Source organism: Bacillus infantis (genome assembly GCF_020171945.1).
GTDB lineage: Bacteria > Bacillota > Bacilli > Bacillales > Cytobacillaceae > Bacillus_AB > Bacillus_AB infantis_A.
In genome coordinates, this window is the sequence record NZ_JAIVAP010000008.1 from 98,582 (window position 1) to 124,276 (window position 25,695).

Annotated in this window: 22 protein-coding genes and 2 pseudogenes; 7 read left to right on the forward strand and 17 right to left on the reverse strand. The window is 45.9% G+C overall.

Annotation, left to right across the window (positions count from 1 at the left end; all coding sequences use genetic code 11):
* Positions 1 to 93: 93 nt before the first annotated feature.
* Both LCM00_RS24890 and LCM00_RS24895 read left to right on the forward strand, forming a co-directional pair.
* Positions 94 to 555: pseudogene (locus LCM00_RS24890) on the forward strand (protoglobin family protein); the annotation flags it as partial.
* Between the two features lie 243 nt (positions 556 to 798).
* The gene (locus LCM00_RS24895; RefSeq protein WP_404802161.1) at positions 799 to 1,317 is read left to right on the forward strand and encodes a methyl-accepting chemotaxis protein; all 519 of its coding nucleotides are present in this window, start codon (positions 799 to 801) and stop codon (positions 1,315 to 1,317) included.
* 59 nt (positions 1,318 to 1,376) lie between these two features.
* Here LCM00_RS24895 and LCM00_RS13060 read toward each other — a convergent pair whose 3' ends face one another.
* From LCM00_RS13060 to LCM00_RS13075, 4 genes are all read right to left on the reverse strand, one after another.
* Positions 1,377 to 1,517 (reverse strand): hypothetical protein, encoded by a 141-nt coding sequence (locus LCM00_RS13060; RefSeq protein ID WP_224902583.1) that lies wholly within the window; start codon positions 1,515 to 1,517, stop codon positions 1,377 to 1,379.
* A gap of 55 nt (positions 1,518 to 1,572) precedes the next feature.
* The gene (locus LCM00_RS13065; protein WP_224902586.1) at positions 1,573 to 2,346 is read right to left on the reverse strand and encodes a methyltransferase domain-containing protein; all 774 of its coding nucleotides are present in this window, start codon (positions 2,344 to 2,346) and stop codon (positions 1,573 to 1,575) included.
* Positions 2,347 to 2,432: 86 nt separating this feature from the next.
* A complete protein-coding gene (locus LCM00_RS13070) occupies positions 2,433 to 2,894 on the reverse strand; it encodes a GNAT family N-acetyltransferase (RefSeq protein ID WP_224902589.1) in 462 nt (153 codons plus the stop codon).
* Between the two features lie 24 nt (positions 2,895 to 2,918).
* On the reverse strand, positions 2,919 to 5,186 hold the full coding sequence (locus LCM00_RS13075) for an EAL domain-containing protein (RefSeq protein WP_224902592.1): 2,268 nt from the start codon (positions 5,184 to 5,186) through the stop codon (positions 2,919 to 2,921).
* Between the two features lie 209 nt (positions 5,187 to 5,395).
* On the opposite strand from LCM00_RS13075, the pseudogene LCM00_RS24900 reads away from it, so the two are divergent.
* From LCM00_RS24900 to LCM00_RS13085, 3 genes and pseudogenes are all read left to right on the forward strand, one after another.
* Positions 5,396 to 6,430, forward strand: a pseudogene (locus LCM00_RS24900) (HAMP domain-containing protein); the annotation flags it as partial.
* Complete coding sequence (locus tag LCM00_RS24905) at positions 6,425 to 7,372, forward strand: methyl-accepting chemotaxis protein (protein ID WP_404802162.1); 948 nt, start codon at positions 6,425 to 6,427, stop codon at positions 7,370 to 7,372. The pseudogene LCM00_RS24900 and the gene LCM00_RS24905, both read left to right, overlap by 6 nt.
* A gap of 153 nt (positions 7,373 to 7,525) precedes the next feature.
* On the forward strand, positions 7,526 to 7,828 hold the full coding sequence (locus tag LCM00_RS13085; RefSeq protein ID WP_224902598.1) for a hypothetical protein: 303 nt from the start codon (positions 7,526 to 7,528) through the stop codon (positions 7,826 to 7,828).
* Between the two features lie 28 nt (positions 7,829 to 7,856).
* On the opposite strand, the gene LCM00_RS13090 is transcribed toward LCM00_RS13085, so the two are convergent.
* From LCM00_RS13090 to LCM00_RS13115, 6 genes are all read right to left on the reverse strand, one after another.
* Positions 7,857 to 8,024, reverse strand: coding sequence for a hypothetical protein (locus tag LCM00_RS13090; protein WP_224902601.1), 168 nt, complete (start codon positions 8,022 to 8,024; stop codon positions 7,857 to 7,859).
* A gap of 227 nt (positions 8,025 to 8,251) precedes the next feature.
* Positions 8,252 to 9,250: a Gfo/Idh/MocA family protein gene (locus LCM00_RS13095; protein ID WP_224902604.1), complete on the reverse strand. Its 999-nt coding sequence runs from the start codon at positions 9,248 to 9,250 to the stop codon at positions 8,252 to 8,254.
* A gap of 104 nt (positions 9,251 to 9,354) precedes the next feature.
* A complete protein-coding gene (locus tag LCM00_RS13100; protein WP_224902607.1) occupies positions 9,355 to 11,235 on the reverse strand; it encodes a stalk domain-containing protein in 1,881 nt (626 codons plus the stop codon).
* On the reverse strand, positions 11,232 to 11,858 hold the full coding sequence (locus tag LCM00_RS13105; RefSeq protein WP_224902609.1) for a hypothetical protein: 627 nt from the start codon (positions 11,856 to 11,858) through the stop codon (positions 11,232 to 11,234). Before LCM00_RS13105 ends, LCM00_RS13100 begins: the two co-directional genes overlap by 4 nt.
* Before the next feature lie 202 nt (positions 11,859 to 12,060).
* Positions 12,061 to 13,254 carry a PDZ domain-containing protein gene (locus LCM00_RS13110; RefSeq protein ID WP_224902612.1) on the reverse strand — a complete coding sequence of 398 codons (1,194 nt, stop codon included), beginning with the start codon at positions 13,252 to 13,254 and terminating at the stop codon, positions 12,061 to 12,063.
* A gap of 163 nt (positions 13,255 to 13,417) precedes the next feature.
* Positions 13,418 to 14,872: a S41 family peptidase gene (locus tag LCM00_RS13115; RefSeq protein WP_224902615.1), complete on the reverse strand. Its 1,455-nt coding sequence runs from the start codon at positions 14,870 to 14,872 to the stop codon at positions 13,418 to 13,420.
* 201 nt (positions 14,873 to 15,073) lie between these two features.
* Between LCM00_RS13115 and LCM00_RS13120 the strand changes: the two genes are divergently transcribed.
* On the forward strand, positions 15,074 to 16,102 hold the full coding sequence (locus tag LCM00_RS13120; protein WP_404802163.1) for an STAS domain-containing protein: 1,029 nt from the start codon (positions 15,074 to 15,076) through the stop codon (positions 16,100 to 16,102).
* Positions 16,103 to 16,153: 51 nt separating this feature from the next.
* On the opposite strand, the gene LCM00_RS13125 is transcribed toward LCM00_RS13120, so the two are convergent.
* The 5 genes from LCM00_RS13125 to LCM00_RS13145 form a co-directional block, all read right to left on the reverse strand.
* A complete protein-coding gene (locus tag LCM00_RS13125) occupies positions 16,154 to 17,518 on the reverse strand; it encodes a murein hydrolase activator EnvC family protein (RefSeq protein ID WP_224902617.1) in 1,365 nt (454 codons plus the stop codon).
* 164 nt (positions 17,519 to 17,682) lie between these two features.
* Positions 17,683 to 18,576 carry a permease-like cell division protein FtsX gene (gene ftsX, locus LCM00_RS13130; RefSeq protein WP_224902618.1) on the reverse strand — a complete coding sequence of 298 codons (894 nt, stop codon included), beginning with the start codon at positions 18,574 to 18,576 and terminating at the stop codon, positions 17,683 to 17,685.
* Positions 18,566 to 19,252 carry a cell division ATP-binding protein FtsE gene (ftsE, locus tag LCM00_RS13135; protein ID WP_022544395.1) on the reverse strand — a complete coding sequence of 229 codons (687 nt, stop codon included), beginning with the start codon at positions 19,250 to 19,252 and terminating at the stop codon, positions 18,566 to 18,568. Before ftsE ends, ftsX begins: the two co-directional genes overlap by 11 nt.
* A gap of 346 nt (positions 19,253 to 19,598) precedes the next feature.
* Positions 19,599 to 19,916: a cytochrome c551 gene (gene cccB, locus LCM00_RS13140; protein WP_224902619.1), complete on the reverse strand. Its 318-nt coding sequence runs from the start codon at positions 19,914 to 19,916 to the stop codon at positions 19,599 to 19,601.
* Positions 19,917 to 19,962: 46 nt separating this feature from the next.
* The gene (locus tag LCM00_RS13145; RefSeq protein WP_224902620.1) at positions 19,963 to 20,835 is read right to left on the reverse strand and encodes a YitT family protein; all 873 of its coding nucleotides are present in this window, start codon (positions 20,833 to 20,835) and stop codon (positions 19,963 to 19,965) included.
* 305 nt (positions 20,836 to 21,140) lie between these two features.
* On the opposite strand from LCM00_RS13145, the gene LCM00_RS13150 reads away from it, so the two are divergent.
* Positions 21,141 to 21,641, forward strand: coding sequence for a hypothetical protein (locus LCM00_RS13150; protein ID WP_224902621.1), 501 nt, complete (start codon positions 21,141 to 21,143; stop codon positions 21,639 to 21,641).
* Positions 21,642 to 21,726: 85 nt separating this feature from the next.
* Here LCM00_RS13150 and prfB read toward each other — a convergent pair.
* Both prfB and secA read right to left on the reverse strand, forming a co-directional pair.
* Positions 21,727 to 22,831 (reverse strand): peptide chain release factor 2 gene (gene prfB / locus LCM00_RS13155; protein WP_224902622.1). Its coding sequence is split into 2 segments (ribosomal slippage): positions 21,727 to 22,758 and positions 22,760 to 22,831, totalling 1,104 coding nucleotides; the frame shifts between segments, so codons are not numbered across the junction.
* 95 nt (positions 22,832 to 22,926) lie between these two features.
* Positions 22,927 to 25,443, reverse strand: coding sequence for a preprotein translocase subunit SecA (gene secA / locus LCM00_RS13160; RefSeq protein ID WP_224902624.1), 2,517 nt, complete (start codon positions 25,441 to 25,443; stop codon positions 22,927 to 22,929).
* Positions 25,444 to 25,695 lie beyond the last annotated feature (252 nt).

Consider the following 25,695-nt stretch of genomic DNA (forward strand, 5'->3'; position numbering starts at 1 on the left):
ATGGGAGTGTTTCAGGTGCTTTTTACGAAAACAGCAAAACCGAAATCGTTTGACCTTGAAAGCTTAATTCAAAAAGAACAGCAAAATGTGGTGATGGAAGCGGATTTTGATCAGGACCTGAAGCTTCAGCTTGAAGTGATGGGGCTCACAAAAGAAGATCTGGCTATTTTGCGTGCTGTGCGCCCGATTGCCGAAAAGCATATCAGTGCCGTTTACAATGAACTTCTCACTTATGAACAAGAGGATGTAAGGAAAATAACTGATATTTCTAAAATAGGTGTAACAATAGAGATGAGCCAGCAGTATATCCTCAGTCTGTTCGACGGAATCGTCAATCCGGAATTCATAGAACGCCGCAGAATGGCGGCTAGAGCATATGTACAGATCGGGGTGCAAATTCACTGGTATATGACCATCTATCAGCTGCTTATGAAAAACATGATGGGAGCAATCATGAAGGAGCTGGAGCTGACTTCGAATGATCAGCGCCGTCTGAGTTTTGCAATGGCTAATATCTTCAATCTGGAGATCCAGCTTTGCATTTCCATTATGCAGAAGACAATGGAAGACCTTGCAGCCGAAAAAGAGAGCCAGGCGAAGACAGAATTGAAAGGCTATGTAGGGGAAATCGTTGAAAATCTGGCAGCCATGTCAGAGCAGACAGGCGCATCAGTTGAACAGATTGTGCATCAGTCACAGCAGATCTCAGGCAATGCAAAGGATGGGGCCATTTCTTCAACAGAAATGGAATCGCGTTCTTCCAAAGGCCGTGACCAGCTGAATCGCGTTGTGGAAAATATGCATGAGCTGAAGAGCAATGTGAATGAAATTACCAGCACCATCAGCAGCCTGGAAAAAACATCTAACCAGATCGGCGAGATTGCCGGCGTGATTACAAGCATTGCTGATCAGACCAATCTGCTCGCACTTAATGCTGCTATTGAAGCCGCACGGGCAGGCGAGCATGGGAAGGGATTTGCAGTAGTTGCTGATGAGGTCAGAAAGCTGGCTGAACAGACAAAGGACTCCTCCTCCAATATTACATCCCTGCTGAATGCAACGATCAGGCAAATATCAGAGGTCATTTCGCAGATCGGCACGATTGATGGAATTGTCGTGAATGGGAATAAAGAAATCGAAAACACAGGGAATGTCTTCAAAGAAATCCTGTCGGCAAGCACAGAAAGCAAGGATAAGAGCCGCCAGATCGAAAAGGATATCGAGCTCCTTACCGGCCTTCTTTCCGAAATCAGCAGCGCTGCAGCCAAGCTGTCAGATTCCGCTGAGGAACTAAGCTTAACAGTGGCGAATTTTTAAAAAGGCAAAAGAGAAGCATGGGCATCTGTGCTTCTCTTTGTTTATATTCAGGATTCGGTTCACTGCACAAACTTAAAAAGGGAACGGATGAGAAACCGGGACAGAAGGTAAATCGGCTCGATCAGATCGATTGCAGCATCAATCACTTCAAGCTTGCTATTCTTTTTCTTTTCTTTCTTCCGCTTCATTCTGAATTTCAAAATACCGCCCTCCCATCTTGATTTGTATATATTTTACAGTAAAATTCCACCTTTGTCACTTCACGGCGAGCCAGATGGTCCAGCGATCTTCCTCTATTATCTCGCCCGCGTCAGGGAGCCGGCTTTCAATATGCCACACAAGGCCCGCAAGCTCGCTGTCATTCAGCTCATGGAGGATGGAGCGACCTGTTCTCTTCAAGAGATCATCACGCAAAGCGCTGATATCCTTATATTTCTTCCTTATTTCCCATAAAGATATCTCTTTGACCGAGAAGAAACCTGCCTTCTTCAGTGCTGAATGAACAGCAGCACTATTGTATCTCCGGGATATCTCTTTCTCTGCAAGCGCCGGAAATTTTTCAAAAAAGTACCCTCTGATATGGGTGCTGCTGCCGGGAAGCAGGCAGTCCTCAGGTGTCCGGTCCTGAATCAGGCAGAATCCGCCTGGACGCAGTACCCGGAAGCATTCAGCAAAGGCGGCCGGAAGCTGGTCGAGATGATGGATGACAGCTCTTTCAAGCACCAAATCGTAAGCTTCTTCCTCCCTGCCGGTTTCGTACGCATTTCCATGTACAAATTCTATTTGCGGATAGCCCTCCGAGGCCCTGTCTGCGGCCGCAAGCAGCTCTCTCGAGAAATCCAGCCCTGTCACATATGCTGCTCCCATATCTGCCAGAGCACGTGAGTAGATTCCGCCTCCACAGCCAATGTCGAGAACCCTTTTTCCCCTTAAATCAATTTCCTTCCCAACCGTCTCTATCCATGTAGGATCAGCTTTCCGGGAAGAATAGGTATTCTGATTGGTTTTATCATGAAAATTTATCGGCACTGCGACCCCCTCCTTATAATCCAATTATAAAGCAGGCAGCCGCCAGGAAAAATATTGAAATTATTATCAGCTGTAATAGGTTTTGCTTATTCTTTCTCAAGAACAGTCAGCAGAACGCCCGGTTCCGGCTCCAGCTGGCCTTTTTCCTGAAAGCCGCAGCTCTTATAAAGCTGAAGGGCTGGTGTATTTCCTTTCCCCGTAAGCACCCTCATCTTCCTTTTGGCGAATCTGCTGGTTAAATAGGCAAGCAAATCCTTTGCAATCCCCTGCCGAAAAAACGCTGGATGAACGGTAAGACGGCTGATCTCCACCCAATCTCCATCTTCTTCATAAGCAAGGACACCTGCCAATTTGCCTTCCATGCTCATCCCAATAAAGCTTTCACTGGAAGCCATTAAGCTTTCAGCCGTATCAGACAGCTGCGGGATACCGTCAAAGCCTATAATCTCAGCTTCTGCTTTATAGGCAGGAATCTGGATGCTTAAGACCGCCTTTGCAGTTTCCCAGTCTTTGATATTCAGATGTCTAATTTCTCTTCCTGTCACCATCCTTGCCCCTCCCTTTCTTTTGAATTAAACCCCTGCTGTTAATTTATTCAGCTGCTTTTCCAGCTCGGGAGCTGGCAAGGGTTTGCTGAAATAATAGCCCTGGAGCTTGGAGTCACTGCTTCCCCTGATATATTCCAGCTGCTCCTCTGTTTCTATGCCTTCTGTCACACAGTCCAGTCCCAGTTCATTCAGGATTTTGTAGATCCCCGTCAGAAGCACAGTATCAAATGCTTGAAAAGGTACCTTTCTGACAAAATTACGGTCGATCTTTATCGTATCAACCGGAAGATCTTTAAGGAAAATCAGCGAGGACGTTCCGACTCCAAAATCATCGAGAGCGATTTTGACCTTCCTTTTCCTGAGATCTTCGACAAATGGCAGCAGCTCTTTTTTATAATCGCTCACATCACTTTCCGTAATCTCAATCTGCAGGAGCCCGGGCGTAAAATGATATCGTGCAAGGACCTCATCCAATTTTTTAACAAAGCGTCCGTCCTTCATTTGCGATTTAGACAGATTAATAGCTAAACTAAGCTCTTCAAAGCCGTCCGCATGCCATTTACCCACCTGCTTAACAGCCTCCTCCAGCACCCAGGAGCCCATCCTGTTAATCAGACCCGTCTCTTCAGCGATCGGGATAAACTTATCGGGAGAAATCAGCCCCTTAGCAGGATGATTCCAGCGAAGAAGGGCTTCAACACATACAACATATTTCCCCTCTTTATCCATAATAGGCTGATAATAAATTTCAAGCTCATTCCGTTCTACCGCATATTTCAGCTCATGCTCCAGCTCCAGGAGGTTTTTGTAATAGCTGCCCGAAGAGATATCCTCATAAAAAACAAATTGGTTCTTGCCTGTACTCTTAGCCTCATACATCGCAATATCGGCCTTTTGCAAAAGTGTATCCAGTGTTGTTCCGTCCTGCGGAGACACAGCAATCCCGACACTCGCTGTTGTAAAGGCCTTAAACTGGAATGTCTCATACTCCTTCCCAACCTGAGAAAGGATCCGGCCCGCAATTTCCTCCAGTTCCTTCCTGCTGCGGGTGTTGACAAGAAGGGCAAATTCATCGCCTGCCAGCCTGGCAAAGAGACCGTTTTTTGCAGCTGCAAGCCCCTTTACTTTTTCTGCAATCTCCTTCAGGAATATATCGCCTGCCTGGTGTCCCAATGTATCATTGATACGTTTAAACCCATCCAAATCAAAGAAGAATACAGCCTTCATACCTTTCAGGCTTGTCAAATAATACTCAAACAGAAAGGCCTGATTGGGAAGGCCGGTCAGCTGATCGATATAAGCCAGATCCCTGATTTCCCGGTTCTTATCCTCAAGCGAGACCAGCACCTTATTGATGGATTGCTCGAGGTTTGTAATTTCATCCCTGTGCTTTGAGCTGATGGGCAGTCTTAAGCCGGTATCCCGTCTCTCCTGTATTCCTCTTAAATTCTCTGACAGACTGGCCACCCTGGAAAGGATGAAGCGGTCCAGCAGGAACAAGACCAAGAGCAGCATGATGGCCGAAAATCCGGCAATATAATAGCACTGCTGAATTAAACTTGACCTTTTTTGCCGATAAAATTCTCTGTCCATCAGTATGCTGATGCCATAGCTTCCGCTTCCCTCTAATTCTTTTATAAGCAGGTTCCCCTTCATTTTTGTATCACTATAAGTCTCTACTGCCAGCTTTTTGCCCAGCTTTTCTTTCTGTTTACTGAAGGACAGTAATAGGCCCAGCTCTTTCCCCATTTTATCAACATAATTATGATCCAAAAACTTCCCCATTATCAATGAACCCGCGGCAGTACCGCTTCCATCGCTTTTGTATACAGGCTGTACCGAGTAAAACGCCAGTCCCAGTTCTGTCATGACAAACCCCTGAGCTTTATCCAGCCCGCTGAAGTCCTTATAGAATTCAGCAGGGAGCCTGATGGGCTCTTTCCTTTTCAGGTCATAGGCAGACTGATAAATATTAGAACCTGATCCATCCAAGAAAAGCATGAAATTCACTTGGTTATTTTCAAAGGTTTCCGGCAGCAGATTGACTGCAGGATAGTTTGGATATTCTCCCTTTAAAAATAAAAAGGTGTCATCCCAGACAGCCCAGTCCAAATTGGTTCTGTTCAACACATCCGCTTGTGAACTCAGATGGCTTTCTATTCTTTGCAGTTCTTTTAATACAGTCCGCTTGTCCATCTGATTTGCATCCTTAAGCAGTGCCGGCCAGATGAACAAGAAAATAACGGATAAGAATAAGGCAATCGCACTGCCGACCACCAAAAATGTCTTCATGATTAGTTTCATAGCAATTCCCCTGTCCGGCCTGCTTTGGCCTCCGCTCGTTAATTTCATTACTTATATCGGTCCAACATAGGACTTTTGTTATAGAAGATATTTAATTTGAATAATCATAATATTATTATTTTTTGTAAAATTTATGATTATTATGCCGATAAATATATTAACTTGTCAGGAATATAGCAGATTTGGGGGAAAAGGAAATGAACAAAAAAAGAAACTTTAAATTACCTGGATTATCGATAAAAAGAAAGCTGATTCTGGCTTTTGTATTAGTCCTTATCATTCCAAGCGTATTAATCGGGGGGTTCTCCTATCTATCGGCCAAAAGAGAACTAGAAACTACTATCCTCTCTGCTGCAGATGAAAGCATTGCAGCTATAAATAAAAATATTAATAGTATTTTTACACCTAAAGAAAATGATCTGGAGTACTTCTCCACTCAAATTACCCGTGAGGATTTCGGGGATAAGGAAGCAATGCAGACAAAATTCGACCAATACACAGAGCTCCATAAAGAAGCTTCTGCCATCTATGTGGGGACGGATACTGGAGAAACTACTATTTCTCCGAAAATTGATCTGCCTGCTGACTTTAATCCTAGAGAAAGACCCTGGTATCAGGACGCAATGAAGAAAAAAGGGGAAATTATTATCACAGAGCCCTATACAGATGTAAACACAGGCGGAACCACCATCTCACTTGCCAAAACCAACAAAGATGGAAGCGGGGTCATCGGCATTGATATTGATCTTGGAATGCTTGCTGAGACAGCGGGCGGCAAGATTGGAGCGGAAGGCTATGTGCTTTTGCTGGACGCAAGCGGAAAGTACCTCGTCCATCCTAATAAAGACGCCGGAACACAAGCAGCTGAAAGCTGGAAAAACAAGATTTATGAGATGGATAAAGGGCAGTTTTCCTATCTCCTGGAGGGACAAGATAAGAAAATGACCTTCCTCACCAATGAACTTACAGGATGGAAAATTGTCGGTACCATGTATAAGAATGAAATCAATGATGCCGCCCAGCCTATTTTATTTAGCCTGGCAGCTGTACTTGGTGCCTCCATTTTAATTTTTGGAATCATCATTATTATGATAACCCGGTCCATAACGCGGCCGCTTAGCCTATTGGCTGCAAAGGCACAAACCATTGCCGAAGGGGATTTGACCAGCCGCTTCTCCCTTCACAGGAAAGATGAAATTGGCCAGCTTGCCGCAAGCTTTAATCATATGATCGATTCCCTTAAACATATTGTTGAAAATGTCAGAGATTCCGTTGCCCATGTAGCTTCTTCATCCGCACAGCTTACAGCGAGCGCAGATCAAACCACACAGGCTACAGAGCATGTAGCATCTGCCATTCAGGAAATCGCAGGCGGCGCCGAGCAAACATCAGGAAAAATGGAAGGGAATTCCGTCATTTTAAAGGAAGTTAATCAGGGCATTGAGCATATAGCAGAAAATTCTTCTGTGATTTTCGGATTATCAAAAGAGGCAGAAATGGAAGCACAGGCAGGCGAGGAATCGGTGCAGCAAAATCTTTCCCAGATGAAAAGCATTCACCGCTCTGTCAAAGAATCGAATGCAGTTATCCAATCCTTATCACAGCGTTCCAATGAGATAGGAAATATTCTCGACGTCATAAGTGGGATCTCCAATCAAACAAACCTGCTCGCTCTCAATGCTGCCATTGAAGCTGCGCGAGCAGGCGAAGCCGGCAAAGGATTCGCCGTCGTGGCTGATGAGGTAAGGAAGCTGGCAGAACAGACACAGACATCTGCAAAGCAGATTTCGGAAATCATCCAAAGCATCCAGGATGATACAGAAAGATCTGTATCCGTCATGGCGGATGTATCCAGGAATACTGAAGAGGGGCTGGCCATTTCGGAAAAGGCCTCACTCAAATTCAATCAAATTTTGAAAAAATCAAGGGAAATTACACCACAGGTAGAAGAGGTCACCCTCGCAATCAATCAAATCTCCCTGGGCGTGGATAAGTTTACAGAATCAGCAGAGCAATTATCTCTAATTGCAAAACAAAATTCCTCCAGCACTGAAGAAGTTGCTGCTTCAACAGAAGAACAGCTTGCTTCTATGGAAGAAATCGCTTTATCGTCCAAATCACTTTCCTCTATGGCCGATGAACTGAAAGATCTTATCAGTCACTTTAAAATATGATGGCAATAATGACAAAAGCCCTGTTCCTTCATTTCAGGAACAGGGCTTTTTTTACCAATCTTTTACTATGTTTAATTAATAATACAATTTTCATCATATTCAGACACACAACGGGTAAAGAAATAATAAACCTAATGAAAGGCGGGACAGACTATGCATGATACCAGTTCATTCAGTGACAATCAGCTGACAACCTTTGAAATAAAGGATCTGCTGAACCTTTATATTACCCCTTTCAAAGATATGTGCATCAATACACCCGAGGAATCAGTAAGAATCAGCCGCACGAAGGCGGTCAACCTTCTCCTTGAGTGTTTGAGCAAAAAACAATTATACGAACTGCTGAACCAGCTTCAGCTTATCCACAAGAAGAATCAAAATGACTTATATTATATTCAGTATATTTTGATTGGTGTCATGAGTCTGGAGGCAGGCAGGAAAAAGAGTTTCCATTAACATTCAGCCTGCTTTTGCAAGTACCGGGTTACCTTTCTCCTGCATTAATGTTATGTATGACAATTGACAGTTCATCAGAGGGATCCTTAAAGGGACTCAGCGAAGCAGCAATATTTTCCAGAGCTTCAAGCTGCTGATCTGAGATGGCGTTGATTTCATTGCAAGCTGATACAGACTGCTGGAATCCTGCTGACATGCTTTAAATGGATTCAGCTGCTTCCTTGTATGAATTCATGAAAGCAGAACCATTTGTAATGTTCTCAATCGGTTAGACCATCTTAATAAGATGTGTCATCAATCGATATGAAAGCATTCTCTGCATCCGGCACTGTTTGTTCATGAGGCTGGCTGCGAATTCTTGGGTTCGGCCCATCTCTTTCATTGCCCGTGCAGATTCCTGCTGAATATCAATAGATGGTGCCTTCACTCCCCCTGTCTCTCACTATCTGCCGGGTATACGACTCCCATCTGTTTTCTGGCTTCATCCAGCATTTCCAAGACCAGCATGCTGTTTTGGAATGTGTTTTTATCTGATTCTTTTTCCCCCGCCTTGACGAGGCGGATGAATTCCTGAAGCTCATAGAAAAGGCTGTTCTTATTCTGCGCCACGGAGATGATTTCTGGCTCCTGGTTGCGCAGCTGCAGCTCGACTACATCCATGGTAGAAATCCGGTCTATCTTTATCGAGCCCTTTTCACCCTGTATTTCGGCCGGCAGGGAGGAATCCGTGATTTTTGAAAAAAGGACAGCCGCATCCATTTCATCATAGGTAAAGACAATGCTTCCGGACGCATCCGACCCGGTTTCCAGCAGAATTCCGCTTGCCTGGAGGCTTTTCGGCTTTCCGAAAAGAACCAGCATCGGATAGATCGCATACACGCCGACATCCATCAAAGCGCCGTTTGACAGCTTCGGATCAAAGGCATTTGCCTGCCTGCCCTCCTTGTAATCTTCATACCTGGAGTCATACTGGCAATAGTGGGCGAAGTATTGCCTCACCTTCCCGATCCTCGGCAAATGCTCCCTGATCTGCTGGAAATTCGGATAAAATGTCGTTTTCATCGCTTCCATGAACAGCACATTATGTTCTTTAGCAGCCTGGATCATCACCTTCAGCTCAGCCGCATTTGAAGCTGCCGGCTTTTCACAAAGCACATGCTTCCCATTTCGCAAAAACAGCTCTGCCTGCCCGCTATGAAACGAATTGGGACTTGCAATATACACCGCATCTATCACTTCACTTTTTGCCATACTCTCCAAATCTGTGAATATATGCTCTGCACCAAACTTCTCCGCAAACCTTTCGCCTTTATCCCGTGTTCTTGAATACACTGCCGCCAGCTGAAAATCCTCCAGCTCTTTTCCGGCAAGCACCAATTTTTCTGTAATCCAGTTTGTGCCGATGACTCCGAATTTGATCATCATAAACGCTCCCTTCCAATTAAGTTAGATTAATTTTATCATGGAAACGAAAGGAAGTTATAGAAATAAAAGAGAGCCGCCCCAGCAGCTCTCTTTCTAATTGCTTATAAAGTTTCCAGATATATCGCTACAGGCAGTGCAGCACCGCCGGCATGCATAATCTCAATCTCCAGTGAACCACTGGTTCCCTGCAGGTCATAATCCATAATATTTACATATTCAGTGCCTGGCCTTAATGTAGGAATCAGATGGACCTCTCCATTAATCTTGATTGCCCCACTATACAGCCCCCCTCTTCCAGAAGCTTTAACACGAATCTTTTTGCTGGATCCGTCAGGGTTTACAAGTGGGATATGAACCTTATACGTTAGACCAAAATGACCTGGATTGCCTACTGATCCATTAGTTTTTGAAAGCGAATTGTCCTCCGTTAATAGATGATCCGTTCTTCCATTTGATAGATTATAACCGACTTCCGCGGTCCCAGCCGTATAAGCAGGAATCTCTGTCTTCACGCTTGTCTGCGGCCAGACTCCTCTTGGGTGGGCAGCGTCCCGGTCAACCGGAAGAGGGTTCCCCTTTATGTCGGCAAGATTCTGGTTTGTTTCAGCAAGTACAGTCCTGATGACGTAGTCTGAATTTCCCTGTCCTGAAGATGTAATCGTTAAATCATTCAGGAAGCCAATGATAAACTGCCTTGAAAAGTCAAATTCCTCAAGAACGACTGTTTCACCTGGATTTATAACAGTATTAGCAGGAAGCTTGTTTACAAGGCGTTCATTCAAAACAGCATCTGCAATTGGCAAGCCAATATCATAGTTTATCCAGCTGTTGTTGCTTCTCTTGGTTATGCCTTTTGAAGAAGCAATCTGCAGGGTTTTGCTCTGCGAGCGATTCTCTATGGTAATGCCTAATTTCATGTCCTTGCCTATTCGATTATAATGCCAGCCAAATACTCTGTGGTCTCGTGATGCTTCTTGTGCCGATACTATGTTTTCAGACAAGACTGCTGCAGAAGAAGCATGCGCTGAAGTGATAGTCTCAGGATTATCACTGAGCAGCAAATCCCTGCTGCCCTCAAGGCTGGCTGATGGAGTGTACTCCGGCCTGATTGTCGAACCATACTCTTTAGGCAGAAACTCGCTTGTAAACATGAACTGATTAATATAAATATAGATTTCTTTCGATTCACTTCTAAATCTTAAGTTGCCTCCAAGCGCATTTACTACATAGTGGACCGGAACATACAATTCTTCATTGGCCATAAAAGGCACTTCATCTATTAGAACGGGCTCCTGGTTAACAAGCACTGTCCTGCTTCCCGGTGTAAAGGTAAAGCTTAGCCCCCCAATAACCATTTCCATTGACTGCTGATCAAGCCACTCACCTGTAGAGTTTTCAAGATTTTCATAGAAATATTTTGCTGGGATATAATTTCTGCCGCCTTTTAGGATGGCAGGCTTGTCCATAACAATCCTTCTGTTATTGAGATATAAAGTAAAAGGATCTGCAGGCTGTTCAGGAACAGCTGCCTCGCCTACAGTAAGCTCTACTGTCTGCTTCTTCTGATTCCATATAACCTTGCCGTCAAAGTTTTCAATAACAAAACGCAGCGGGACATATGTACGGTATTTATATAGTAAAGGCGGGGTTGTTAAAGTATTTTTAACACCATTCACATAGGCAGCGGAGGAATTGATTTTTAAAATCATTTCCTTCCCATTCCTGTTTGCCTTAACGGTTTTCTCTTTCTGATTCCAAGTTATTGATGCCCCAACTGCCTCATAAACAGCACGCATCGGCAGTAAAATATGTCCTGATTGATTGATGACAGGATCCGAAATAGATAGCTTCTTACCATTTAACAGAATTGAAACGTTATTTTTCACATAAATCTTTCCTCCTGCGGCAGAGGCACTTCCTGATGTACCCAGCAGGCTAATAAACATTAATAATACTAGAAAAATAGACATTGATTTTTTCATGCTTTCACTCCTTTAATTGTGTTCCATCTCACTAAGCTGATAATGTACGCGGCCAGCAGCAGAAGTAAACCTGCAATCGTGCTGCGTTCAGATGAAATGGCATTCACATAAGATGGATCGCCTCCTGCTGCACCTTCATAAATTCTATAAATAAGCATTGCGGCTGCTCCCGTAATTATCAGAGCTCTTCTATTTAAGAACTTATAATCCTTTCTGAAAACGATTATGCCCACTAGACTCACAATAACTAATAGAAAGGCCCTGGCAAGAATAATATTTCTATCCCTCGTTAGATATTCATAGATCATATTATTAGGACTGTTGGTTAAATTGAGCACAAACCACTCATATGCTCTAGACAGCAGGGCTGCAAAAAAAGCTCCCGCTGCAAACCCTTTTAAATCCCGCTTCCAGGCTGCAGCCGCAAACAGAAAGCCCAGGATTAACTCAGCAATTACTGGACGAGCAATCAAATACATTAAACCAGTTCCCAAATAAGCAGAAACTATGGAAGTAAAGGCAAATACAATGATCATAAATGCATAATATAGAAACGGCATCAATATATGCAGGTATACATCAACAATTATTAAAGCAGATAATATATGTATCACTTTCTTCAAACTTTCACCCCCTTAATTCTATTAATTTAACCTCCCATTATATTATATATAAAGGAAATACTGATTCGTCAGTTAAATACTGGTAATTTCTGACGGCGCCTGCAAAGTGCAGTTTCAAAGCTCACCAATTTTATAGGCAGATGAAAAAAGCGGGGGACGATTGTCCCTCGCTTGTCTATTAACAGCTTTCCATTTCCGGACATCAAACAGCCCGCTCATCTTTCTTCCACTCATCCTGAACAAACAGAATGCCGAGCTCATGATGGTCTCCCTCATATAATGCCTTCTGGACAAAGCGGATCTGTCCATTTACATCGAATACTTCCAATTTACAGTGGGCTCCGTTGCGCTGAAGGGCATTGTATAAATCATTTTCATCCTGGACCTTCAGTCCATTCACCTTCGAAACCAGTTCACCGGTTTTAAGGCCCATCGATTCTGCGGGCGTGCCCGGCTTGACTCCAAGAACAACAAGGCCCTCGTTCCTTCTCGAGAAAAAGAAAGGCTGGTTCCGGTCATATACCTTTTGGCGGTATGTGATGAATTCTCTTCCGATCACAGCCAATGCAGCAACCCCAACCGATGCCAGCGGGTACCAGTAGCCGGCTGCCGAAAGCAGGAGAAGGACGATAGAGAAAACAAGCAGCCTTCTGCCAGTCCGCTTGGCAGCCATATCCGGAAGCATGCCCTGGACCTGCTGATGGAAACCTATCGAAAAAGGCACAAAAATGATTGAGTAAGAGCTGTCCCCAATGGAAAATAAGGGCCACCAGCCAAACAGCCCAGAGATTGCATCGCCAGGGATCAGCAAAAATAAAGGAAGCAGCCAAAGCCTTTTCGTTTCGTGGACACCGATTGTCTGGCCCCTTTTGCTTTTAATAAGCTTAGGGGACGTTGCCCTGCCGCCGTTCCGCACAATCAGGACAGCTTCTCCAATCATCAGAAGAGCAAGCAGAGACGCACCCGCAGGGAAGAGCATGTCATCCGTCCAATTGCCGGCAGCTTCAATGAAAGGGATGCTATACCCCCTGTCAATGATGTAAATGCTTGCGAAAAATGCTGCTCCCGCCGTATAAGCCGGGGCAAGCAGCCGGACCCTTCCTGTCAGGCTCCAAAGAATGGTGAATGCCGCTGTCAGCCATACAAGCTCAATCGGAATCACCATGCCGGTTCCCAGAGTTATCACAGAAAGGACCAGACCGGCTGCAAGCCCAGCCGGAATCAGCTGGCGCAGCTCAAAGTAGGCATTTTCCACCCTGATATGAAAATTCTTGCGCTCGCGCTTCACTCTGGAAACGCCAAGCAGCGCCGCTACAAAGAACAGATAATAAAACACGGGATTCAGCAAAAGCTTTCCCGCACCCTTTGCCAGCTCCAAAAGCCACTCCTGAATCAAATGCTTCCACCAACCTCTAGTATAAAAGTTTTCTATTACTCCTATTCTATCAAAAAAACAGGGCGGCAGGCACCAGTAATATTCGATATGGCGAATATTACTGATGCCTGCTGCCCTTTAATAGATTCGACAAATTTCGGGAGGTACCTGTCACTGCTAAGGATTACCTGCTTAAATAGCGGATAGCGGCCTGAAGCTGGATATCATTTTCTTCTTTCTTGGTTTCGGCGATAATGGCCTGTTCAAGTTCGGCAGCGGTCTTGCTGTCAACCTTGCCTGTTGCCTCCAGTCCCTGATGCTGCTGGAAGGCTTTGACCGCCGTTTCGGTCGCTTTACTGAAGTAGCCGTCCTTCCGTCCAGGCGACAGCCCGAGCCCATCTAGCATGATCTGGGCATTTTTCACCTGCTCATTATTCATATCAAGCACAAGCGGCTTTTCCAGATTGAGCGGGTGGGTATGAAAGATCTCCGGCTGGACGACTTCAATCGTCGGCTTGATCCCTTTCCTATGAATCCAATTTCCATCAGGCGTCAGCCATTTGAACAATGTCAGCTTAATATTGCTTCCATCTCCCATCGGGACGGGCTGCTGGACTGTCCCTTTTCCAAAGGTGGATTCCCCGATGAGCGGGTAGCCTGCCCCTTCCTCCAGCGCTCCGGCAAGAATTTCAGACGCAGACGCACTGCCTTTATCAATCAGAACGGCTACCGGATAGTCTTTTTCTTTCTCAAGCTCTGAGAAATATCTGGTTTTATCTCCGTTTCTTTTTTGAATCTGAACATAAGGCTTTTCTTTAGTAACGAGACCTTTCAGAATTTCCTCGACGCTGGACAGCAGTCCTCCCGGATTGCCGCGCACATCAATGATCAGTCCGTCCAATCCTTCTTTTTCAAGCTTTTTAAGCTCTTTGCTGAATTCTTTTGCTGTATCCTCTGAAAAAGTCGTAATTTCGATATGGCCGATTTTTTTATCGTTTTCTTTTTTCATTTCCGCATAGACAGTGATCTGTGGGATTTCATCTCTTTTCACTTTTACCGAAAGCGGTTCCTGAAGGCCCTGTCTCCGTATTTCCAGCATAACATTCGTTCCTTTTTCACCGCGGATTTTCAAAGTGGCTTCATATAAATCTAGGCCTTCAACACTTTCACCATCCACCTTCAGAATCTGGTCGTTTGGCTTCAGACCGGCTTTCTCTGCAGGAGAATCCTTAAAAGGAGATACAATGATCACCTTTCCTTCCACCATGCTGACTTCCGCTCCAATCCCTTCAAACGATGACTCAAGCGTTTCATTGAATTGCCTGGCCGTTTCTTCGTTCATATATACCGAATAAGGATCATCCAATGTAGAAAGCATCCCCTGGATGGCCCCTTCTACCAGCCGCTCTCCCTCTACCTTCTCTACATAGCTTCCAAGAATCAGGTCATACGCCTGTCCTACCTTCCCGAGCTCCTCTGGTGCAGCGCTGCCTGGATCCTCCTTGCCTTCCAAACCGGCTTTTGGCTCAAGGCCTGCCTCTTTTTGCGAATGATAGAACCACTGCATTCCTGCATATGTCCCTCCCGATCCGGCCAGCAGTGATCCGGCCATAAAAAAAGCGAGCACTCTTCGATTCATAGCTATCTTCCTTTCATAAGCCTTAAGCTTGATATTTCACTATATGAAAGATATGGACAGGTTATGATGGAATCCATTTTCCCCCTAGCTTAAAACCGCACTATTTCCCTTTTTATTGGTATTCACCCCTGCTTTAAGGGTAAAATGGTAACGGAGTTTATGATAACTTGCTGGCTGAAGGAGGAAAGCTTTTTGGATGAAATGACTAATAATGAATTTAAAATTGGGCAAACGACCATCCAATGGAATGAAAGCAGCGGTTCCCTTAATTTTGAAGGAGATGATGCCATTCTCCTTTGGACCAAAACCGCCCTGAAAACCTTTATCAACACAATCGAAGAAGTAGCAGGAGATGATTCTGCCAGACTGGTGCTTGAAACAGCGGGCTACAGGACCGGTGAGGATGTAAGCAGATTCTATAAAAGCACAGGCAAAAGTATAGAAGCAATCATTGAATATCTTCCATCGCTCTATAGAAGTGCCGGGTGGGGCCAGGTTGAGATAACCGAATATTCCCTGGATAAAAGAACGGCGATGCTGCGGCTGAATAATGATTGGGAAGAACGGGTCATCCGCGCCCAGGGAAAAAGCACGGCAGGTGCCTTTATTCCGGGCCACTGGGCAGGTGTGCTGTCAGGCCTGTTTGCTACAAGCATCTGGTATGAAATCACAGCCAGCACCTTTGAAGGAAGCACTTATACGGAAATCAGCTATTTCCCTTCTCAAATCACACCGAAAGACAATATACATGACAGCATCCGAAAGAAAGAGCAGCAGGCAATCCTCGAACTTGAAAGAAAAGTCGATCAGCGTACAAGAGAATTGAGCGACCTGGTGAATGATCTGTCTTCTCCGCTTATCCCCGTAATAGATGGCATTACAGTCCTTCCTTTAATGGGCAAATTTGAGGAGAACCGTTCATCACAGCTCATCGAAAAGGTCCTTTCAGGCCTTCTGCTTCATAAACCCTCTACACTGATTGTGGATATAACAGGCATCAACTCTGTTGATGACTATATTTTGGAGCTTTTGAATAACCTCACAAAAACAATAACCCTGATGGGGGTCAAGCCTTTCATTGTAGGCATCTCTCCGCAAATCAGCATGCAGCTGACAGAGCGGAATATCACGCTGAATGACCAGCACTGTTTTGCCACACTCAAGCATGCCATCAATGAGGCACTGAGCATGGAAGGACTTGAGATTGCACCTGTAAAAAAGACAGACTAATCTTTTCGTGCATAAAAAAAGGAAGAAGCTTAGAGGCTTCTTCCTTTTTTATTACATCGGTACGATGCCGATTGGATTGATGGCATTCGATTTGGCTGCATTCCAAGGACCTCTGTGCAGTTCGAAGTGCAGATGCTGTCCTTGAGAATCCCCGGTGTTGCCCATAATGCCGATCTGCTGTCCTTTTGAGACAGTCGCTCCTGTGCCGATTGAACGGCTGCTCATATGAGCGTATACAGTCGTGTAGACTTGTCCCTCAATAGAATGCGAGATGAATACAACATTTCCATAGCTGCTGGAATAATATGATCTGATTACTACACCATTTGCAGCTGCTACGATTGGAACTGTCCCGCTCTTAGCAATATCAACGCCCGCATGGAAGGTTCCCCAGCGCTGTCCAAGTCCGGATGTCACAACACCTGCAGCAGGCTTCGTGAAGTTTCCTCCTGAAATCGAAGGTGCGGATGATACTGGGCCGCCGCCGTCGCTGCTACTGCTATTGTTGCTGCTATTGTTGCTGCTACTGCTGCTGCTTCCGGATGAGCTGTTTTTCTTGGCAGCCGCTGCTGCCGCTGCTGCAGCCGCACGTCTTTGACGCTCAAGCTCAGCCTGCCTTGCCAATTCTGCCTGGTGCTTTTTCTCGAGCTCGATCGCCTGCTTGATGGCAGCCTCCTGGGCAGCAAGCAGTTCGTTTTCTTCTTCAAGATTCAGCTTTTCAGCATGCTTATGCTCTTCCTGATCCTTTAAGCTGGCCATCAGCTTGTTCTTTTGAGCTTTCTGTGCATTCAGCTGCTTTTTCATGTCTTCAAGGTCGGTGCGCATCTTCTCCAGGGAAGCAAGCTCACTTTCCACCTTTGCCTGAGTCTCTTCAAGAAGCTTTTTGTCTGCCTCATGCTCGCGCAGGATATCCTGGTCTGCTTCCACAATCGTAGCGACAGCCCCAACGCGGTCAATGAAATCGCTGAAGTTCTGTGCTCCCATCAGGACATCCAGATAGCTGACCATCCCGCCATTTTCCTGGAAGGAGCGGGCGCGGTCCTTAAGCATTTCGTTTCTTTTATTGATGCGGTCGGTGATGACCACGATCTCTGCCTTCAGTTTTTCTATTTCTTCTTTCGTTGCTGCAATTTGCTCTGTTTTTTCCTTAATCTTCGTTTCTGTATCAGAGATGGACAGGCTCAGGCGCTCAAGCTCCTTGCTCACCTTATCCTGCTCACCCTGTAGTCTATTAATCTCTGAATCAGCGCTGTTAATCTTGCTGTCATTGCCGGAGCGCTCTTCCTGAATTTGATTTTTCTTGCTTTCCAGATCACTGATTTTGCTCGCTGATGCCTGGCTGGCAGGGATTCCTCCAAAGATGCTTCCCAGGCCGACAGCCGCGGCAAAAGAAAACGCTGCTATTGATTTTTTCAAGTTCCGATTTCTCCTTTCCAATGGGGCCATATGTACGGGTTAGATCGTCCTCTATATGTTTTTGAAACTTTTCATACTATTCATACGTCTATTCTATGACGCATAAAGGGCCCGGAGTATGGTTCCCCCCTGAAGGGCCCTTCCATGCATCTTTTCTTTTAAACTTATACTTTAAGGAATTTGCGGACACTCATCAGGCTGCCCCAGACTCCGATCAATGCTCCCATCAGAATGAGGAGTGCGGATACCTGGTAGACAAATGGATTGAATTCCAGCAGCTGGATGAAATGGCCTTGAAGCCTTGGCGAGATATAATCATAGGCATAATTATAAGTGGTTGCGACCAGCACGATCGGAAGGATTGCTCCCAGCACTCCCAGCCACAGCCCTTCAAGGAAGAACGGCCAGCGGATGAATGCATTGGTCGCCCCAACCAGCTTCATAATCTCAATCTCTTTCCTTCTTGCAACGATTGTGATTTTAATAGTATTCGAAATCAGGAACATAGCGGTGAACAGCAGTCCCACTACCAGGACAAGACCGACATTCCGGCTTGTATTGATAAAGCCGAACAGCTTTTCTACCTGTCCCTGTCCGTATTTAACTTTTGTGGCATACTGAAGCTTCTCAATCTTCTCTGCCGTCTTCATTGTATCTTCCGGGTTTTTCGTTTTTACGATAAATACATCGTTCAGCGGATTGTCCTGTTCAAAAAGCTTGAAGGCCTGGCCTTCATCCCCAAGACTGTCTATCAGATTGGTCAATTCTTCTTCCTTGGCTGAAAATTCGACGCTTCCCACTTCGGGTATCTGTTCTATTTTATTCCGTAAAACCTGCTGATCCTTCTCATTTGCAGCAATATCGATGTGAACGCGGATTTCCACGTCCTCTTCAATGGTGGTAGCCACTTGATTGAGATTCATCATAATAACGAAAAACACACCGACCAGGATAAGAGTGACGGTTACCGCGCTGGCAGATGCGAATGTCATCCATCCATTCCGGCCGAGGCTCTTAAAGCTCTCCCTGATGTGACGGCGAAGGGTTCTAGCTTTCATAACCGTAATCCCCCCTCTGCTCATCACGTATAATTTTTCCGCCTTCAATGGCAATTACGCGATGTTTGATCGTATTTACTATTTCTTTGTTGTGAGTCGCCATCACGACGGTAGTGCCCCTCGTATTAATTTCATCAAAGATGTTCATGATTTCCCACGAGGTGTCGGGGTCAAGGTTCCCGGTAGGCTCATCGGCGATGACTACCTTCGGTGAATTCACGATGGATCGTGCAATGGATACACGCTGCTGCTCCCCGCCTGACAATTCAGTCGGCAGCATGCGCGCCTTATGCTTCAGATTGACCAGCTCAAGGGTTTCCATAACCTGTTTTTTAATATATTTTGGCTGTTCCTCGATAACTTCAAGGGCAAATGCGACATTCTCGTAAACTGTCAAAGTAGGAAGCAGCTTGAAATCCTGGAATACAACGCCGATGTTTCGGCGGAGCAGCGGAACTTTGTTTGGCCTCAGCTTTTCAAGGTTCACGCCATTAATCGTTATCGTACCGGATGTCGGCCTCTCTTCCCTGTACATCATCTTGATGAAGGTCGATTTGCCGGCCCCGCTCGGACCTACAACATATACAAACTCTCCTTGCTTGATCCGTACGTCTATCCCGTTGGCAGCAGTTACTCCGTTGGAATACTTCTTATATACGTCTTGCATTTCGATCATTTATATCACCTGTAGTTTAGTGTTAAGAATAGAATTAACTTTTCGCTATAAATCGACAGCAATTCGACAACAGTGTTTATAAAAACGTGACAAAATTAAACACAAAACTACTAAAAGCAGCTTGTTCGTATTCTCACTCAACCCATTATAACATCATAGTTTGTCAAAATAACGGAAAAAAATATTACAGTTTCTTTTCATTTGTATAAAAAATGATTCTTTTTTCCTAAAATCGGGTATCGTAATTTGTTAAAATACGACAAAAACACTGGAAAAACCTTCTTGTTTCTAAAAATAAAAAAACCGCTGTGTCCTACTAAAGTAGGACACAGCGGTTTCTAACCTCTTACTTTTTAGCTGCCAGCCATTCTGCCACCGCAGCGGCATCCTCACCTTCAAGAAGCCTTGGCGGCATGGCGCCTTTGCCTTCTGCAATCGTCTTTTCAATTTCTTCCTGGGAAAGCTGTGACCCGATCTTCTGAAGATTCGGGCCAACCCCGCCCTGAAGATTATCGCCATGGCAGGTTGAGCATTTCTGGGTGAACATTTTTTGCGGGTCGCCCGCTCCTGCCGATTCGCTGCCTTCATTTGTTTCTTCCCCGCCGCCGCATGCCGCAAGGACCAATGAAGCTCCCATAAAAATCATCATCAATTTCTTCTTCATTTTGCATACCTCCCTAGATCCGGATAATATCCGGACACCTGTAAGCCTAGGCGCGCTTAAAGCCTTCGCCGAGCACTTCAGATGCATCCATTACTATAATAAACGCTTGAGGATCTATGGTCTTGACGAGTTGTTTCAATTTAGTGAACTCCGTCTGATCAACAACACACATCAGGATTGGCCGTTCATGGTCGGTATATCCGCCATATGCTGATAGTTTTGTCACTCCGCGGTCGATTTTATTCAAAATGCCTTCCCTGACAGCTGCCTGATTGTCTGTTATGATCATGGCCATTTTCGAACGGCTGAAGCCAACCTGGATCAAATCGATCGTCTTAGTTGTCACATAAAGGGCAATAAGTGCATACAAACCTCTTTCAATATCAAAGATGACCGCTGCAGACAGGACGATCAGGCCATCAATGATGGCCACACATGTCCCAAGGGTCAGCCCTGTATATTTATTGATTATCTGTGCCGCCAGATCGGTGCCTCCCGTTGAAGCTTTCCCGCGGAATACAATCCCAAGTCCAAGGCCGACCCCGATTCCGCCGAACAGGGCGCCAAGAAGCGGGTCATGTGTCCAGGGCTCCGCACGGCTCGTCAAAAATACGACAAACGGAAGGAAAATGGTCCCCGCCAAAGTCTTTGCCCCAAACTGCCTGCCTAAGAATATCAGCCCTGCGACGAACAGCGGAATATTAAAGGCCCACTGCACATACGCCGGCTCCCAGCCAACCAATGCGTCCAATATTGTACTGATCCCGCTCACTCCGCCGGAAGCGATCCGGTTCGGCAGCAAAAACACATTGAACGCCACCGCCACAATCCCTGATCCCACAAGCACAAACAAATACTCAAGCGCCCGCTCCGCCCCAGGGTTATATGTACTTCCCCTCTTTTTCTTGCTCACTTGCATCCTGCTCCTTTATTGGTAACATTATTGGTGACAGGTACCTCCCGTTATTTGTCGAAAGTTTCCTGTTTACTTTTTTTCTTCCATAGGCTTTTCATAGCCGACAGTGAGTATAGCATGTTGAAAAAAGGCTGTAAATGCCAATAAAGTGACGTATTAAAGGAGTGGAGCGGAAGTGTATGGATCTTCGGGAATCAGATAAACTAAACTAATGCTGTCCTTAGTTTTTATCTTTTTTACAAAAATATACAGTGTGGATTCCTGTACACAGAAAAGTGGTATAATGTCGAAAAGGAGGTGAATAAAACATGGAGAAGTCCCTCGAACAAATCCTCGTCAGCATGCAGGAGCAGATGGCGAATCTTGGGTCACAGATGAACAGCCGGTTTGATGGTGTGGATAAAAGGCTGGATTCTATCGAAAACAGACTTACTAATGTTGAGACCAGGCTGGATTCAGTTGAAAACAGGCTCGATTCCGTGGAGAATAGGCTGGATTCAGTTGAAGTAAGGCTTGACGGCATGGATAAGCGATTCGATGTTATGGATCAGCGGTTTGATGCTATGGATCAGCGGTTCGATGCTATGGATCAGCGGTTCGATGCTATGGATGAAAGGTTTGACAATCTTACCACCGAAATGAGAAGCCATTTTAAAAAGATTGAAACGAAGCTTGATACCCATGAAAAGCTGTACCAGGTCGTTTCCAACGAACTGAACGCAGTGAAGATTGATATTGAGTACTTAAGCAAGAAAACCGGTGTCCATGATAAAGAGATCAACCAGCTGAAAAAGACCATAAAAGTATAAAATCTCCTCACCCTCATACAGGCCCCACACATATTCCACACAAAAAAAGCCATTGCCGGATCCGGCAATGGCTTTTCCTTCAATATTATAAGCTTAGTCTTGAACGCAGATAAGCATTGATGAATGGATCGAGATCGCCGTCCATTACGCCCTGCACGTTTCCTGATTCCGTGCTTGTGCGGTGGTCCTTGACCATGCTGTACGGATGGAACACGTAGGAGCGGATCTGGCTTCCCCAGCCGATTTCCTTCTGCTCGCCTCGGATTTCCAGCAGCTCCTGCTCCTGCTCTTCAATTTTCTTCTGATAGAGCTTAGCCTGAAGCATTTTCATGGCGCGTTCACGGTTTTTGATCTGGGAACGCTCGGTCTGGCAGGTTACCACTACATTTGTCGGCAAGTGGGTAATACGGACAGCTGAGTCGGTTGTATTGATATGCTGTCCGCCGGCGCCGCTTGCCCGGTACGTATCGATTTTCAGGTCTTCTGTACGGATATCGATTTCGATTTCATCATTGAACTCCGGCATAACCTCACATGAAACGAAAGAGGTATGGCGGCGCCCTGAAGAATCGAACGGCGAAATCCGGACGAGGCGGTGAACACCTTTTTCAGCCTTAAGATAGCCGTAGGCATTATGCCCTTTGATGGCAAGTGTTACACTTTTAATACCGGCCTCATCACCTGGCAGATAATCAAGCGTTTCTACCTTGAAGCCTTTTTTCTCTGCCCAGCGTGTGTACATGCGGAGCAGCATGGAGCCCCAGTCCTGGGATTCTGTACCGCCTGCTCCCGGGTGGAGTTCAAGGATGGCATTATTTTTATCATATTCCTCGCTCAGCAATAGCTGCAGCTCGAACTGCGCAAGGCGCTTGCTCAGCTCGGTCAGCTCTTCTGCAAGCTCATTCTGGAGGTCCTCGTCGCTTTCTTCCTTTACAAGCTCATAAGTCAGCTCCAGATTTTCAAATGTTTCAAACAGGTCATGAAATTCATGTACCTGATCCTTCAGGGCATTCGACTCGCTGATGACAACCTGCGCCGCTTTCTGGTCATCCCAGAAATTCGGGTGCAGCATTTCTTCATCAAGCTCGGCGATGCGCGCCTCTTTGTTTTCTAAGTCAAAGAGACCCCCTAAAGTCCGCTAATACCTTAGCTGTTCTCTCTAACTCATTGCGAATGTCTGCTAATTCCATTCCAGTCACCTCTAAATAGTTTTTTTACAGTGTATCAGGAAAAAGAGAGCAGGCAAAGCTGATCGAGCTTTACCGGCCCTCTTCTGTTCTTATGCTTAAGCTTCTTTGCCGCAGCAGTTTTTGTACTTTTTGCCGCTTCCGCAGATGCAGCTGTCATTGCGTCCGACATCCAATTGCTTTACAGCCGGTTTTTTCTTTACTTTGCCGCCCTCATTTTCCTTCGGGTTGACCGCCTGGCCTTTGGCAACTTCTTCACGCTGAAGGTTGTTGCGGATTTCCGCTTTCATGATGTACTTGGCCACATCTTCTTCGATGCTTGCAATCATGTTCTCGAACATCGCAAAGCCTTCATGCTGGTACTCGCGCAGCGGATCGATCTGGCCATAGGCGCGCAGATGGATTCCCTGGCGAAGCTGGTCCATTGCATCGATATGGTCGATCCACTTAGAATCAACCGCACGAAGCACAACAACCTTTTCGAACTCGCGCATCTGATCTTCAGCAAGAATTTCTTCTTTTTCATCATAGCGCTCTTTTACCTTCGCATAGATGGTTTCAAAGATTTCCTCTGTATCCTTGCCGCGCAGGTCATTGACAGTAAGGTCGCCTTCATTGAGAAGGTTGCCGTTCACATAATCAAGCAGGCCATCCAGATTCCAGTTCTCTTCATCCTCGACAGCAGGGGCAAAAGCCTCCACATTGCGCTGCAGGGCAGCCTGGATCATCTTCTCGGCAATTTCGCGGAGGTTTTCAGACTCAAGCACCTCATTGCGCTGTGCATAAAGGATTTCACGCTGCTGGCGCAATACATCATCATATGACAGAAGCTGCTTACGGGCATCAAAGTTATTGCCCTCAACGCGTTTCTGCGCAGATTCAACCGCTCTTGATACCATCTTGCTCTGGATCGGCTGGCTGTCATCCATGCCAAGGCGCTCCATCATTGATTTCATGTTGTCAGATCCGAAGCGGCGCATCAATTCATCTTCCATGGAAAGATAGAACTGAGTCACACCCGGATCTCCCTGGCGTCCGGAACGTCCGCGGAGCTGATTGTCGATCCGGCGGCTTTCGTGCCTTTCCGTACCGATGACCGCAAGGCCGCCCACTTCCTTCACGCCTTCACCAAGCTTGATGTCAGTACCGCGCCCCGCCATATTCGTGGCGATGGTAACAGATCCTTTTTCACCGGCATGGGCGATGATTTCCGCTTCACGCTCATGGTTTTTCGCATTCAGGACATCGTGGCGGATGCCTTTTTTCGTCAGATATTTAGAAATGATTTCAGATGTCTCGATGGCCACCGTACCAACAAGCACAGGCTGGCCCTTCTGGTTGCGCTCGGCAATATCCTCGACCACCGCACGGAACTTGCCGTCCATGCTTGCATAAATCAGATCTGCACGGTCGTCACGTGCAATCGGCCTGTTCGTCGGGATGACCGTTACATACATATTATAGATATTGCGGAATTCCTCTTCCTCTGTCTTCGCTGTACCTGTCATACCGGCCAGCTTTTCGTACATACGGAAATAGTTCTGGAAAGTGATAGTCGCAAGCGTCATGCTTTCGTTCTGGATCTCCAGGCCTTCCTTCGCTTCGATCGCCTGATGGAGACCGTCGCTGTAGCGGCGCCCCTTCATCAGACGGCCAGTGAACTGGTCAACTATGACGATCTCGCCGTCCTGGACGACATAATCGACATCAAGATGCATGCTCGCATGCGCCTTCAAGGCCTGTGTGATATGGTGGTTGATCGCCACATGGGAAATGTCGAACAGATTATCGATCCCGAAAGCTTTCTCTGCCTTCGTCATCCCTTCTTCTGTCAGCTGGACACCTTTTGTTTTTTCATCATAAGTGTAGTCATCTTCTCTTTTCAGGTTGCGGACAAAAGCATTCGCCTGGATATAAAGCTGGGCAGACTTTTGCGCAGACCCGGAAATGATGAGCGGTGTACGCGCCTCATCGATCAGAATGCTGTCGACTTCATCTATTACCGCATAATACAGCGGGCGCTGGACCTTCTGCTCTTTATAAAGGACCATATTGTCGCGCAGATAGTCAAAGCCAAGCTCATTATTCGTGCCGTAAGTGATATCAGCCGCATACGCAGCCTGCTTTTCTTCTTTTGAAAGTCCGTTCAGGTTCAATCCGACAGTGAGGCCCAGAAATTCATAGAGACGGCCCATTTCCGTCGCATCACGGCTGGCCAGGTATTCATTGACCGTTACAACGTGAACGCCTTTTCCTGCCAGGGCATTCAGGTAAACAGGCATTGTGGCTGTCAGCGTTTTACCTTCACCGGTTTTCATCTCGGAAATATTCCCCTCATGAAGGGACACGCCCCCCATCAGCTGGACCGGATAAGGATAAAGGCCAAGCACACGCTTCGCGGCCTCGCGGACAACAGCAAATGCTTCGACAAGAATGTCATCAAGCGTCTCGCCTTTTTCCAGGCGTGCCTTAAACTCAGCCGTCTTGTCGCGCAGCTGGTCATCAGTCAGTTTATCTATAGTGGAAGCCAGGGCATCAATCTGCTCCGCCTTCTTTGACAGTTTCTTCAAATCGCGTTTATTTTGATCGAACACTTTGTTTAAAATCCCAAGCATCAAAAACGCTCCTTTATATTGGATGTGGGCTCGTCAATTGGCCTCAGAGCTTTTTATGAAAAATAAACAGCAGCCTCTATGGCAACTGCCGCTCCTGTACCTTTCGCTATCACAGCAGCTATCTCCTCCTGCAAAAAATCGCAGGTTTCCTCCTTAATTCTACCACTTCCTCTATAGAGTGACAACAATTGTGAGAAAGTGCACGAAGTATGTGGTAAATGGGGTGAATGATTTTTAGGAGGTCAGGTTGGC

What these genes read in the sequence shown, in the direction of transcription:
- LCM00_RS13095 (WP_224902604.1), bottom strand. Translation starts at nt 9,250, where the DNA reads ATGATCAAATTCGGAGTCATCGGCACAAACTGGATTACAGAAAAATTG.
- LCM00_RS24905 (WP_404802162.1), top strand. Translation starts at nt 6,425, where the DNA reads ATGATCGATTCCCTTAAACATATTGTTGAAAATGTCAGAGATTCCGTT.
- LCM00_RS13075 (WP_224902592.1), bottom strand. Translation starts at nt 5,186, where the DNA reads ATGAAGACATTTTTGGTGGTCGGCAGTGCGATTGCCTTATTCTTATCC.
- LCM00_RS13085 (WP_224902598.1), top strand. Translation starts at nt 7,526, where the DNA reads ATGCATGATACCAGTTCATTCAGTGACAATCAGCTGACAACCTTTGAA.
- LCM00_RS13145 (WP_224902620.1), bottom strand. Translation starts at nt 20,835, where the DNA reads ATGCAAGTGAGCAAGAAAAAGAGGGGAAGTACATATAACCCTGGGGCG.
- LCM00_RS13150 (WP_224902621.1), top strand. Translation starts at nt 21,141, where the DNA reads ATGGAGAAGTCCCTCGAACAAATCCTCGTCAGCATGCAGGAGCAGATG.
- secA (WP_224902624.1), bottom strand. Translation starts at nt 25,443, where the DNA reads ATGCTTGGGATTTTAAACAAAGTGTTCGATCAAAATAAACGCGATTTG.
- LCM00_RS13090 (WP_224902601.1), bottom strand. Translation starts at nt 8,024, where the DNA reads ATGTCAGCAGGATTCCAGCAGTCTGTATCAGCTTGCAATGAAATCAAC.
- ftsX (WP_224902618.1), bottom strand. Translation starts at nt 18,576, where the DNA reads ATGAAAGCTAGAACCCTTCGCCGTCACATCAGGGAGAGCTTTAAGAGC.
- LCM00_RS13115 (WP_224902615.1), bottom strand. Translation starts at nt 14,872, where the DNA reads ATGAATCGAAGAGTGCTCGCTTTTTTTATGGCCGGATCACTGCTGGCC.
- ftsE (WP_022544395.1), bottom strand. Translation starts at nt 19,252, where the DNA reads ATGATCGAAATGCAAGACGTATATAAGAAGTATTCCAACGGAGTAACT.
- LCM00_RS13120 (WP_404802163.1), top strand. Translation starts at nt 15,074, where the DNA reads ATGACTAATAATGAATTTAAAATTGGGCAAACGACCATCCAATGGAAT.
- LCM00_RS13070 (WP_224902589.1), bottom strand. Translation starts at nt 2,894, where the DNA reads ATGGTGACAGGAAGAGAAATTAGACATCTGAATATCAAAGACTGGGAA.
- LCM00_RS13100 (WP_224902607.1), bottom strand. Translation starts at nt 11,235, where the DNA reads ATGAAAAAATCAATGTCTATTTTTCTAGTATTATTAATGTTTATTAGC.
- cccB (WP_224902619.1), bottom strand. Translation starts at nt 19,916, where the DNA reads ATGAAGAAGAAATTGATGATGATTTTTATGGGAGCTTCATTGGTCCTT.
- LCM00_RS24895 (WP_404802161.1), top strand. Translation starts at nt 799, where the DNA reads ATGCATGAGCTGAAGAGCAATGTGAATGAAATTACCAGCACCATCAGC.